Raw genomic sequence first — 13176 nt, forward strand, 5'->3', positions numbered from 1 at the left:
AATGGAATAAGGATATTTTTAGGCCTCAATATACTAGTTATTTCATAACCAAAAAGTACGATAAAACCTCCAAGCTCCTCTATCTATTAATCTTAAATAACAACATAGCAAAAATAGGGAGGGATACAGTTTTAGATTGCGAGTCTTGATAGCGCTACTTTGCTGCTTTTCTCCAGCTTTTTCTAATTCTCGGGAGAGAATTAACTCCTTAGCAGCAAGAGCTCTTCGCTCAGAACTTGTCAAAGGAAGTGAACTAACAGCAAAGAGAGCTGGTTGAAGTAGGGGATAAGTAGTGCCCAGTGAAGGGCCTGTTAAACTATCTGGATGCTGATGAATACGATGATATGATTTCTTCAGCCAAGTTGTTTTCAGTCCTTTCTTGAGCAGACGTACGCCCAATTCCCAGTCATTCCATTTTGGGAGATTTTCGTTCCATTCTCCTGCACTGATTAAAGCCGATTTGCGAAGAAGCATACTTTGAGTAGAAAGCATGCCCGTTAAAATTTGATCGCGTACACGATCCGAAAAACTTGTATATCTCACTTTCGCTACACCTGTAGGGAAAATCATTAGTGTAGGAGCAGCAACGATATCATTATTATGTAGATAGGGAAGAGCATCATCTAAAAAATCAGCAGAAATTTCATCGTCATCATCAAAGAAATAGACAAAATCTCCATGCGCAGCATGAAGCCCACAATTACGAGCCTTACAAGCTCCAATTGTGGGCTCAGTAAGAAGTATTGTAGCCACACCTTTTCCTACTATATCGTGAAGGAAATGCTCTACAAACTCCCGAGATTTATCCTCTGAAGCATTGTCTACAAAGATTAGTTCGATCGGTCGATATTTAATGCGACGAAAGGATGCTAAGCTCCGTTGAATGTATTTTTCTCGGTTTCTAAACGGAATAATTATCGATATTAGCGGATTAGAGATGCCCATATTGTATGTAATGGATACCTTGAATCATATCTTCAAAAAACTTCATGCGTTGCTGCAGTGGAAGTTTGTCGTATTGCATGGCTTTTTTGAGGCATCGTAAGCGGGCACTCCATGGGCCGTAAATGATACAAAGGACTGCTCCTTTAGAGCGTCGAACAGCTGCGTTTATTAAGAAATGTTTTCCTGTTGTATCCGCATTTGTTTCAACAATCACTTCTGGTAAAAATATGATTTTCAAACCTTTTTTATATGCAGAGTGAAGAAAAACTTCTTCTTCTCCACAAGCTAAATACTGTGAACCAAGCCCAAAACGTTCATCAAAAACAGGCAGATTTTGACTCCTACGAAAAGCTATTTCCCAAGAACTAAAGAAAGAGCCTTTTGGACGTTTTGCATAAATAAAAGGTTGTTCTGCATAATGCTTTATCTCTTTACCTTCTGCATCCACAGCCTTAAAACATATAATATCTGCTTTTGGATATGTTCTAAATTTCTTAATGATATTTTGCAGATTCTCTGCCTTATATTTTGTGTCATCATCAGAAAGGAGAAGAATATCGCCTTGAGCATTCTTGAGAGCATTATTACGATTGGCTGCTAAGCCGCGCCCTTCTAGTGTGATCACACGAACATCGGGGCGATTGAGTTCTTCAGGCAAACCAATACTAACAGTACCAGTTTGTTGCCATGATACTAAATAGCGAACGTTCTCTATCTGAGGTAATAAGATGTTAGGCACACGACGTACACCTTCATTTATCGTGCAAATCAATAATTCTAAAATCATAAGAAAAATCTCCTTTATTCACTTTTTCGCATATAGGCAATTCCCTCTAACAAGTGTCGGAAGAATGGATTAAAATGGCACATACGCTTTCTTGCAGAGCGCCAAGCAAATTGCAGACTTTTAATCCATGCTTTATACCCGTATTTATAGTAGAGTATAGCACCGTAGCTACGTTGAACGCCTGCATCGACATATATCATAGACTTTTTGAGCAGAGTAGAAGTTTCCACAATTTTAATGGGGAAATACTTCATTTTGAAACCAGCCTTTACAGCATCTTCCATCCATATTTCTTCTTCGCCACATGTAAGAAATTTTGTACCTAAACCAAAACGTTCGTCAAAGCGTATTTTGCCTTGAACAGCCTCTCTGCGGCAAACCATCTCAATAGCTGAAATAATATAATCTTTAGGCATTGCGGTAAGGGATTGCTCATTATCTGGATAAGATTTAAGTAACTTACCTGTATAGGTACTGGCTCTAAAGAATGCTATATCTAAATTTGTTTCTTTCTTGAATATTTCGAAGATAGTATTAAAAGTATCTTCCGTAAAATGAGTATCATCGTCCGCATACATGAAAAATTCTGCTGTAGATTTTTCCATTGCCAAATTTCTATTAGCAGATAACCCTTGCCCATTATATTTATACAATGTAACATCTTCTCGCTGGGAAAGAGACTCAGGTATTAAGTCTAGGTAACGTTCATCTGTATACTGATAAGATACAATATAATGGACATCTGAGCGAGGAGGAAGCATAACTTCATCAACGCGAACAATACCTTTGTTAAGGGAACAAATCAGAACATCTATGGACATGGTCAGAGATTTTTTAATCGTTGTAATTATTTATCATTTGAGAAATATACATTGCTTCGTCATCTGTCAATACAGGGCTGATTGGGAGACTAACTTCTTGATTCGCAATATTTTCAGATTCCTTAAATGTCAAAGAGTTGTAGAAAGAAAATGACTTCTGCTTATGAACAGGTATGGGATAATGGCACAAAGTTTCTATTCCTTTTTCTATAAGATAAGTTTGAAACTTCTTTCTATTATCTACCAAAACAGGAAAAATGTGATAAACGCTATCCTCATCTGCATATTGAGGTAAGACAACAAAAGGGTTTTTAATATAGGACTTATATATATGCGCTATATGGCGGCGATGTTGGTTATCTTCGTCAAGCTTTTTTAATTTAAGTAAAAGGACCGCAGCTTGTATCTCGTCTAAGCGACTATTAACTCCTTGAATGACATGTTTATATTTTTCTTTAGATCCATAATTAGCATACATTCTTACTCGTTCTGCCAAATAAGAATTATTTGTGACCACAGCACCACCATCACCTAAAGCACCTAAATTTTTGCCTGGATAAAAGCTAAAAGCTGCAGCGTCACCTGCCGCCCCAATTCTCTTTCCCGAGAAAAATCGCCCCCCATGGGCTTGAGCTGCATCTTCAATTATTTGCAATCCATTATCTACTGATATTTTTCTCAGGCTTTCAACATCACAAGAATTCCCATACAGATGGACAGGTAAAAGAGCTCGGGTTTTTTTTGTAACTTTTGACGAAAGTAATTCTGGAGTAATTGTATAATGGAAAGAAGAGACATCAGAGAATACAGGAGTAAGATTCGCACGTACAATGGCTTGTGCACTGGCAATAAACGTCATGGCTGGGACTATAACCTCTGCTCCATCTTCCCAATGATAAAGATCTTTCATCGATTGCAAAATCAATGTCAATGCATCTAAACCATTTCCCACACCAATACAATGCTGAACACCAATAAAATTGGCAAAAGCATCTTCAAAAGCAGATAGTTTTGTTCCATTCAAATACCAGCCAGAGTTTACTACATCTTCTATGACAGAGGACAAATCTGGCTGAAATTTTTGTGATATTTTCTGTATGTCTAAGAAGTTAATCATTTAGGTTTATCTCATATTTGTCGTAACAAATTCCCCTACCACCAAAGCCTTCTTTCTGAAAAAGTAGACCTTCATTTAGATAGTGTCCATCTTGTTCCGTAGAAATTCCAAAATCAACATATCTGAAACCTTCTTTCTGTGAAATCTGAATTAAATGATAGAAAAGAAAATCAAGAGCCCCTTTGTCCCGGCCTTCTTCTGAAGCCGCAATATACTGAATATGATTGACTTTTTTTGTTTTATATTGAACACAGCCTGCGACAACATTATCTGCTTCCCGAACAAGAGCCAACTGTATATTTTGAGGAAAATGTTGTACAAGTAAAAGTATTTCCTCCAAAGAATGTACTGGTAGTGTGTTATGATATGAAAGAAGAACCTTCTCTAAAATAGTCCAAAATTCGGAATAATAGGATAGGGGAGCATTCAGCATTAACTCTAAAGATGATTGTTGTGCCATTTTAACTTTCCGCTTCCGTAACTTACTAAAAGAAAGAGGATTTCTCAAATCAACTACAGAAGACAAACCACGTGATAGTAGTTTTGCTCCAAAACGAAAAAGCCAATACAGCTCCTCCTCACATGGATAATTATGATAAATATATGGAATTGTTTTAAGATGCAGTAAATCAGCACCTAGATGCTTATAATATCTTCGAATTTCTTCCCACATTTTTCCTATATCCATAGCAGTGGCTTCATAAGAGAGAAGAAGAGATCCATAGGTTAAACCTCCATGAGATACAACAAGTTTTTCAGATTCAACATAATTTGCAGGAAATAAAGCAATAGGAATATTTTTTGCATTCCTAATGAGCAGAGAAGAATCAGAGAAGCGGTCTTTATGATAATCCATATAATCACGTAGAAATAAGAAAGTACCATTTTTAGAACCTTCTACAAATTGATCCCAAAGATCTTTATCTGTGGATTTATATGGACTAATCTTCATTATTTTTTAATAATCTCTGAAAAAGAATCCCAGTCATTAATATAACCTGTTTCATCGTACGCCTCTGAGGCAAAGCAAATGCAGACGCAATCAGAACTGAATTTTTCTAACTTGCACCAAACAAAAGGACAAATAAGTAAGCCTTTATTCGGACTGTCCAACTTATATTCTTTAGAACCATCTTTATCTATTAAAGTAATATTAAGCGAACCTTTCACAGCAACTAGAACTTCAGAGCATGTTCTATGAGCATGTAAACCACGAACTTGTCCTTCTGGTACGTTATAAATCCAAAATACTCGTTGAACATTAAACGGCAGAACAGATTCTACATTGTCAATAATCGCCAAGTTACCTCGGCTATCAGTTATCGTTGGAATAGTTATATATTCGTGTGCGAAATCCTTGCAAAGATGGGAGGGCATATTCTTCTATTTCTATCGCAAATATACTAAAATCTATGATATAATGAGTCTTTCTTGATAAAACAAGTACTAAAGGCGATAGATTCTCATACTTATCGTTTAAATTAAACATAATGACAATTATAAAAATATAAATATCTAAATGACGACTGCAATATTTACATTGCTAGACATGCTTGTCATTATATATCATTTGTCAGAAGTTGAAATGAACATTAACAGCACATTGTTCGCAGTAAATAATAAAAAATTTGACACAAGGATTTTAACACAAGTTACTTTCTAGACTGCGAAAAATATCCTTATAGCACTAGAAAATACGATAAGGATATTTGCGAACGCTATAAGGATGTCAGCTGACAGGCTTATTGTATTTTTATAGCATTTACTTTCTTTAGTTAAACGGCGTATACATGGACATATAACTGCAGAAAGTATTTTCGAATACATTTAAAAAGACGATAAGAGCCAAGCTCGTGGCCTAGCTCTCATCGTATTTTGGGGATTTCTTCCAGCGAAGAAAATAATTATTATATTTTACAGAATGCCTTGTGCTATAATAGCATGGGCAACTTTCATGAAACCTGCTATGTTTGCACCGCGAACATAGTTTATATAACCATCTTCTTGTTTGCCATACTGCAAGCACTGAGCATGCACATCTGTCATAATTTGGTTTAGATGCTTGTCTACTTCTTCAGCAGTCCAATATAAATGCATAGCATTCTGAGTCATTTCCAAACCAGAAGTAGCAACACCTCCAGAGTTCACGGCCTTACCTGGAGCAAATGGAGTTTTTTGTTCGATGAAGTAATCGATAGCTTCTGTGGTACAACCCATATTGCTAACCTCTGCAACGCATTTTACGCCATTTGCAACCAATTGTTTTGCATCATTTTCGTTCAATTCGTTTTGAGTAGCACATGGCATCGCTATATCAACTTTTACTTCCCACGGCTTCTTACCTGCAAAGAATGCTGCTTTAGGATATTTTTCAGCATAAGGAGCAACAATGTCATTACCACTGGCACGAAGTTCAAGCATATATTCAATTTTCTCGCCACTTATACCGTCTGGATCGTAAACATATCCATCTGGCCCACTAATAGTTACGACCTTAGCACCAAGTTCTGTTGCTTTCTTCGCTGCCCCCCAAGCTACATTTCCAAAACCACTGATAGCAATAGTTTTATCTTTCACTTCCATACCATAATCGGCCAACATTTGCTTCAAGAAATAGCAAGCGCCATACCCCGTTGCTTCTGGACGGAGGATTGACCCACCAAACTCTTGGCCTTTTCCGGTAAAAGTACCAGTATGCTCGTGCGTGAGTTTCTTGTACATTCCAAACATATAGCCTACCTCACGGCCACCTACACCAATATCACCTGCAGGAACATCCATGTCTGGACCTAGGATCTTGTAGGCTTCTAGCATGAAGCTTTGGCAGAAGCGCATAATCTCTGAATCAGATTTTCCACGTGGTGAGAAATCTGCTCCACCTTTGGCACCTCCCATTGGCAATGTCGTCAGCGCATTCTTAAAAGTTTGTTCAAAGCCCAAGAACTTCAGGATAGAAAGATTAACAGATGGATGAAAACGTACTCCTCCCTTGTACGGGCCAATAGCATTATTGAATTGAACGCGATAACCTAAGTTTACATGTACCTCTCCTGAATCATCGGTCCAAGGAACGCGGAATGTCAGAATTCTGTCAGGTTCAACTAAGCGCTCGATAAGTTTCACGCGCTCAAACTCAGGATGCTGATTGTAAACATCTTCAATAGAAAGTAATACTTCCTTTACTGCCTGGAGATATTCTTTTTCTCCAGGATGCTTAGCCTCTAGGGCTTGCATAATTACTTCGGTTTTCATAATTATAAAAGTGGTTAATGATTAGAGTTAATAACTGTCTTTTAAATACTATGATTTTGCAAATGTAAAGGAGAATTCCGATAATCCAAAATTTTTCAGTAGGAAAAATCAGAATTTATCCAAGAATAACCAACTTTTCCTAAAAAAATGTCAGCTGCATTTGTTCTATATTATTTGCTAAACTTCACTATATGCCAAGTGATACTTCTAAGTTTTTTTTGAAATATTCCAAGGTTAATGTAACTTCGCATATAAAATTATTGTCATTATGAATCAGAAATTCAGTACGTTTCAAAGAAGCTTGCCAGCTTGTATGGTTGATGCATGGAAAATCTTTACACTTAATTGGAAAGCATTCTTTAGTTTTCAATTCCCCTTCTTATTATTGTCGGGACTGAGTGCAGCTCTTTTTATATACAATCTTCTTAAGCTTTACAACACATTATTATTACCTACTTTCACTCTTTATGAAGAAGGTATTCCCCTACCCCACATCCTAGAACAAGTTCAATATCCAGGGACACAAAGTATTATTACCCTCACTCTCTCTTTAATATTCTATTTATTAGGTTATTTATTTTCAAAAGGAAAACTACTTACTCAAATAAAAGAATATAAGGAATCAAGAAAATTTCCGAAAAGAAAGAGTTTTCGCTACCTAAAAGAAATAGGGACATTAGGAACGTCTACTTTGGTCATTTCGTTTGTATATCTCTTGGTAGCTTGCATTATAAGTGGAGTTTTTTGTGCACTTGCTTTAAGAGTAAGTCTTTGGTTTCTAATTTTACCCCTACCTATATATTTATATATAAGTATTTCCCTTTATCGTGCAAAAGTGTTTAAAGCAATCGGAAATGTATCAACAAGCAATAGTATTATACAAGGCTTATTCAGAATCAAAGGATGGAGTAAGAGTTCCCTGCTGATTTTTATATCAGGTATTCCTATCTGTCTTGTTCTACTAATACTTAATACTCCTGTTTTAACATTAGCTTTATCATCAGTAGCCTACGCCAAAGCAGAAATATTAAGAGAAAGTGCCAGCCAAAGTACTACTTTTACCTTTGTATTTATCGGAACAGCCACTTTTTCTTTTACGCTTTCTCGTTTTGCTATAGAATTCCAGTATTGGATGCTTGCCTTACAACTCTTGCCTAAAAACAGTCATTAGGAATAGATCTTCTATAGACGGCAGTGGAGTATAATTAGAAGAATCGTAACAAACTGCATTAGTATTACAATAAAAGGAATACTTATTCCAAGTATTCCTTTTATAATTGAAAACTATTTCCCATAATCTTTGGGAACCTTTATAAGTGCAGCAGCTATAAAGGTTAAAGGTGTTAGGCTACACACTAGGATAAAGAAGTTGAGATATCCTATCTTTTCTTGTAACCAACCACTTAACAAACCTGGTAACATCATACTAAGCGCCATAAAACCTGTGCAAAAAGCATAGTGAGCAGTTTTAGAAGGTCCTTGAGCAAAATATATCAAATAGAGCATGTAAGCAGTAAATCCAAAACCATAACCACATTGCTCTAAAAAAACTAGTACATTTATCAAAATAAAATTATCTGGTTGATAATAAGCCAAGAATATATATACCAGATCAGGAATGGTAATACTTAGTACCATTGGCCAAAGCCATTTCTTAAAACCACCTTTTGCTACTACAACGCCGCCTATAATTCCTCCTAAGAGCAAGCCGATTACTCCAACTGTGCCTTGTAAGAAACCTATTTCACTTGTAGCCAGCCCCAAACCTCCTTTATTTACAGGATCAACATAAAAAAATGGACAGATTTTTGTAAGAAGTGCCTCAGGTAGTCGATACAACAGCATAAATAGTATGGCGATACCAATACCTGGTTTTTTGAAGAAACTAACGAAAGTTTGAAAAAATTCAGTCAATTGATTTGTATCGAATTTTACCTCTCTACTTCGATCATCAAGGGGACGCGGCAAAATAAATGCGTGCCAACAATAAAGTAAAGTAAAAATAGTAGCAGCAAGAAAGAAAGTATAACTCCATGCCTTCGAAGGACTGCGAGTATATGCTTCCAGTGCACCTGCAAAAATAGTTAAAATGCCTTGACCAGCTATTGTCGATACGCGATAAAAAGTACTGCGCACACCTACATAAAGACTCTGGTCATGCTGATTGAGGGCAATCATATAGAAACCGTCTGCAGCTATATCATGAGTTGCGCTACTGAAAGCCATCAGCCAAAAGAAGCACAAGGTCCATTGCACAAAATGTGGAACGGGAATTGTGAAAGCAACACCAGCCATAGAACTTCCTAAAAGAAGTTGCATGATAAGAATCCACCAACGCTTCGATTTCAGCATCTCAACAATAGGACTCCAAAAAGGTTTAATAACCCAAGGAAGATATAACCATGAGGTGTAGAGAGCAGCATCCGTATTAGAAAGTCCTAAACGCTTATACATAAAACAAGCTAAGAAGGTTACCAATATATTAGGAATACCTTCGGCAAAATAGAGCGAGGGAATCCAAGCCCAAGGATTACGTTTTTTATTATTCTGGCTCATCAATAAATCTTTTTTAGCTTTGTATTACGATAATAGTGGGAAAGAATAGAAGTATATTTATAACCCTTCTCACTCATGGCAGCTGCACCTATCTGGCACATCCCTACTCCATGTCCCCACCCGGCTCCAGTCAGCGTGAAATTACCAGAATTATCTTTGTCCACAACAAACGCGCTACTATAAAGATGACTTTCAGATAGAACTCTTCTAATTTCTAATTCCTTTCCAATTATCATCGACTTATTGGTGCCTACAATTTGAAGCTTCTTGAGACGGCCACTTGCACCTCGCTCTACAGGTATCAGATCAAGAATTTCTCCAAAATTCTCTCCTGTTTTCTTGTTTACTAAAGTTGATAGCTCTTCTCTTGTATAGCAAATAATCCAACGATAGAAATCAGAAGTTTCTTGGTCGTATGAGTTTAATACTTGTTGCAAAAGTTGCCTGTCATTGGTGTTACAGAAAGCTGCTGGTGATTGTCTAATCCACTTATCAGCATTCTCCTCTATTCGTAAATCTGGAATAGTTGAATCTTCTGAATCACGAATAGCTTGAAGATAAGTTACATCTTCATCGTTCCAACAAGTATCAAATGTTTCAGAAATCCCACCACAACATTTAGAAAAGCGTGCATCACAAATCTCGTCCTCACTGGTTAGTACTAAACCATGAGTTTCATCAATAGCACGCGACACAGCCTCTGCTACTTCACGTGTTATACCTTGATATCGCTGGCAATGGTCATCGGCACAAACATCAAAGAGTGTATGATCTTCACGATCATACCAACGAATGTATTCATCATTCTTACGCTGGAAAGAAAAGAAGTTGCTATTCGTTTCTCCATTCTTCTGTCTCTTTTGCATTTGAAAGAAAAGCCAGCTACGGGATACTACTGCATGGGCCTTCAAAAGTTCCAAAGAAGAGGTTGCACTCATTTCCGAAGAGATAACACTACGAAGATAATCCTCTACGGGCAGTTCATTGATAACATATATTTTGTCCTCGTGAACCAATAGTCGTAGTTTTCCCCGAAAAGTTTGAGCTTCTTGGCGTTCCCAATGGAAGTTGACACCAATAGTAACATCTCGTAGAGTGAAACTTGCCTCCTCTTCAATAGGCGTAAAAGTCAATTCACTATAAAGATTCCCATTCCAAAAAATTCCTCCATTTTCGCAAGTGGCCACTTGCAATCCTTCTTCATTTCTCCCTTTTGCCATATAAGGAGCATTTAGGACAAAGCGGATTTTATTTCCACTACAGATTCCCACACTTACCTGCGGATCTACTGTTCGGTTTGAATTTGAATGAGAAGAAGTTCTTTCTGTACGTTGTAATTTGGCATTCTGTAAATGCTTCGCTATGCGTTCCAGTTCCTTTTCTGTAGCAGCCACTTCTCTTAATATTTCGCATGCTTTCTTTGCCGTCATTCGGTCGAAATCCTCCTTACGAGGTGTAATAATTAGTCCTCCCATATCTACCGAACCAGGAGAAACAATGAACAGGCTTTCTCCTTCTGCATAATAGCAATCTGGACGATGTTTGCGCCGCAGAAAAACGACACTTACGAGTCGCTCTTCTAGAATAGGAGTTCCCTTTTCCTTCCACGTCAAGACATTCACATCGGGCTCTTTCATCTCTGCCTCAATGGGGAGGACATCAAAAAGTTTATTTGTGAGGAAGTTTTCACCTACGTGTTCACCCACAATAACAAAACCAGGGCAAGCATATTCCCTCAATAAGTAAATTCCTGCTTGCGTAGCAGAATAGCCATGATCTTGCAGCTCAGATTCATCAAGAGGTGTAGCAGGCCAAATTTTTCGTATCTTTGAAGAGTAGAACTTCCAATCTCTCTCAATAGGTATAATTCCTTTTCCGCCTGCTTGCAAATGAGCATGATCAGGAGCAGAAGCTCCACAACGCGGACCATTATAGAAAACTACAGTATCCTCAAGTTCCCACGCTATTTGATTCATGACGTTCCTCAACGAAGAAAATGTTTGTGGCAAATGATGCCGCATGGGAATCGTTAGATGTTGAGGGAGTATTGGAAATGGATTTACCAAAATCTGAAATTTCCCTTCTATCGGAAGAGATATTTGTTCTGATGGTCGATTTTCTTTGCAAAGAAAGCATTGACGTGCTTTGATTGTTTTCTTATCTATCTTTGCACCCGTTGAAACAATACGGCAAGGATTAAATTGGACAGCAAGTGAGGAATCACCAATAGACAGCTCTTTTGTCTCGACAGAATCAAGTTCACTAAATCTCTCTTTAATTTCTTGCCAACTCTCCAATTGCTGATGGAAAAATTCGGTAACTTCTGAAGCATCAACAGGATGGTTACGAGTTGCATTGAGAGAGCGACGAGCTCTAAGTTCCATAGTGCGCAGCGAATCTTTATAGAGATTATTTTTATTCACTTGCTCTACACTTAAAGCCGCATCACTATTTCCTTCCCAACGGCGGCATAAATAAAGTTCATCGTAAATACGACCGATACGATAGTGGCGTGAAATGGTTAAGCCTAAAGCATAATCCTCACCATAAGAAGTATTAGGGAAACCTATTCTGCGCAGAAGATCAGTTCGAAAAGCACGTGGCGCTCCAAGTCCATTGATACGCAACGCATTATTACGACCATTGTCGGGAGTCCATTCCTTATGGTCAATAAGTCCTGGAGGCAGAGTATTTAACTGAAAGTTGACCATGCGATAGGAACCTATGACCATTGCTGCTTTCTGCTTTTGGAATGCCTTTACGATGCGTTCTAACACATCTGTAGAACTATACAAATCATCAGAATCTAATTGTACAGCGTAGCGGCCGCAGTGTGCATCACGTATTGCAAAATCCCAACAACCGCCAATTCCTAGATCTTTGCGTTCGGGGATAAGATGCACCACTCTCCCATCATTGGTGAAAGTAGCTATGACTTCTGACGTACCATCAGTAGAATGGTTATCTACTACAATTATATTATAATCAAAATCTGCTTCTTGAGAAAGAACGCTCTGAATTGCATCACAAATAGTTTTAACACGATTGCGCACAGGAATAATAACACTTGCTTCTACAGGGAAGTCGCTATTCTCTTCCAAAAATGCAGGTAAGTCATCGAATTCATCAGCAGGGAGGAATGCACCAACACTGCGAAGATGCTCTGTACAAATACGCTCATTTTCTAATTGTACTTCTCTATTTTTTGGATCAACATAGTCAAACTGCTTAACTCCACTAGCACGCGAATCTGTTTCGGTGACAGAGTAGAGATACTCTTTCAAATGAAAGATAGATCCATATCTGCTTAAATAGAGGCGGAGAGCATAAAGAGCCGAAAATCTGTAGCGCGGACAACTATTGCCATTAGAAAAGAAAGATTTTAGTAAGTCTGTACGAATCAGCCATAGTGGACCAAAATCGAAATCGTCACGCAAAGCTCCTTCTTGATAATCTATTACAGGATGAGGCTGTGTATCATCGTAGCGATCAGAATAGATCATAGCTGCCTGTGTTTCTTCTGCAGCTTGGATCATTCGCTCAACGCACCGATATCCCAACGTTACTTCTTTATCCGAAATATAAAGGAGGGAATATTTACTTTTGGCTTTTAAAGCCACAGCCTTCAAAGATTTCGTAGATCTTAACAAGTCATGGAAATCCACAGCCTTAAAGATATCAATATTCTGCATAGCCAT

10 protein-coding genes are annotated in these 13176 nt (G+C 37.8%); 1 reads left to right on the forward strand and 9 read right to left on the reverse strand.

What is annotated here, in order from left to right; translation table 11 throughout:
• Positions 1-42: 42 nt before the first annotated feature.
• The 7 genes from ACO4R2_RS01040 to gdhA all read right to left on the reverse strand — a co-directional run bounded on the left by ACO4R2_RS01040 (position 43) and on the right by gdhA (position 6922).
• The gene (locus tag ACO4R2_RS01040; RefSeq protein WP_311489941.1) at positions 43-945 is read right to left on the reverse strand and encodes a glycosyltransferase; all 903 of its coding nucleotides are present in this window, start codon (positions 943-945) and stop codon (positions 43-45) included.
• Positions 932-1732 (reverse strand): glycosyltransferase family 2 protein, encoded by an 801-nt coding sequence (locus tag ACO4R2_RS01045; protein ID WP_311489940.1) that lies wholly within the window; start codon positions 1730-1732, stop codon positions 932-934. Before ACO4R2_RS01045 ends, ACO4R2_RS01040 begins: the two co-directional genes overlap by 14 nt.
• Before the next feature lie 14 nt (positions 1733-1746).
• Complete coding sequence (locus ACO4R2_RS01050; protein ID WP_347719027.1) at positions 1747-2553, reverse strand: glycosyltransferase; 807 nt, start codon at positions 2551-2553, stop codon at positions 1747-1749.
• A 13-nt stretch (positions 2554-2566) separates the two neighbouring features.
• The gene (locus tag ACO4R2_RS01055; protein ID WP_484768858.1) at positions 2567-3670 is read right to left on the reverse strand and encodes a DegT/DnrJ/EryC1/StrS family aminotransferase; all 1104 of its coding nucleotides are present in this window, start codon (positions 3668-3670) and stop codon (positions 2567-2569) included.
• The gene (locus ACO4R2_RS01060; protein WP_484768859.1) at positions 3663-4622 is read right to left on the reverse strand and encodes a GNAT family N-acetyltransferase; all 960 of its coding nucleotides are present in this window, start codon (positions 4620-4622) and stop codon (positions 3663-3665) included. Before ACO4R2_RS01060 ends, ACO4R2_RS01055 begins: the two co-directional genes overlap by 8 nt.
• A complete protein-coding gene (locus ACO4R2_RS01065; protein ID WP_484768860.1) occupies positions 4622-5047 on the reverse strand; it encodes a sugar 3,4-ketoisomerase in 426 nt (141 codons plus the stop codon). Before ACO4R2_RS01065 ends, ACO4R2_RS01060 begins: the two co-directional genes overlap by 1 nt.
• Positions 5048-5584: 537 nt before the next feature.
• Positions 5585-6922, reverse strand: a complete 1338-nt coding sequence (gdhA, locus tag ACO4R2_RS01070; protein WP_311489935.1) for an NADP-specific glutamate dehydrogenase — start codon at positions 6920-6922, stop codon at positions 5585-5587.
• A 268-nt stretch (positions 6923-7190) separates the two neighbouring features.
• Here gdhA and ACO4R2_RS01075 point away from each other — a divergent pair, with 268 nt between their 5' ends.
• Positions 7191-8093 carry a hypothetical protein gene (locus ACO4R2_RS01075; RefSeq protein WP_484768861.1) on the forward strand — a complete coding sequence of 301 codons (903 nt, stop codon included), beginning with the start codon at positions 7191-7193 and terminating at the stop codon, positions 8091-8093.
• A gap of 113 nt (positions 8094-8206) precedes the next feature.
• Here the strand turns inward: ACO4R2_RS01075 and ACO4R2_RS01080 are convergent, their stop codons facing one another.
• Entirely contained in the window at positions 8207-9478 is a 1272-nt protein-coding gene (locus ACO4R2_RS01080) for an MFS transporter (protein ID WP_484768862.1), read from the reverse strand.
• Entirely contained in the window at positions 9478-13170 is a 3693-nt protein-coding gene (locus ACO4R2_RS01085; protein ID WP_484768863.1) for a DUF4922 domain-containing protein, read from the reverse strand. Before ACO4R2_RS01085 ends, ACO4R2_RS01080 begins: the two co-directional genes overlap by 1 nt.
• Between the last annotated feature and the right edge of the window lie 6 nt (positions 13171-13176).

Source organism: Alloprevotella sp. (genome assembly GCF_057240785.1).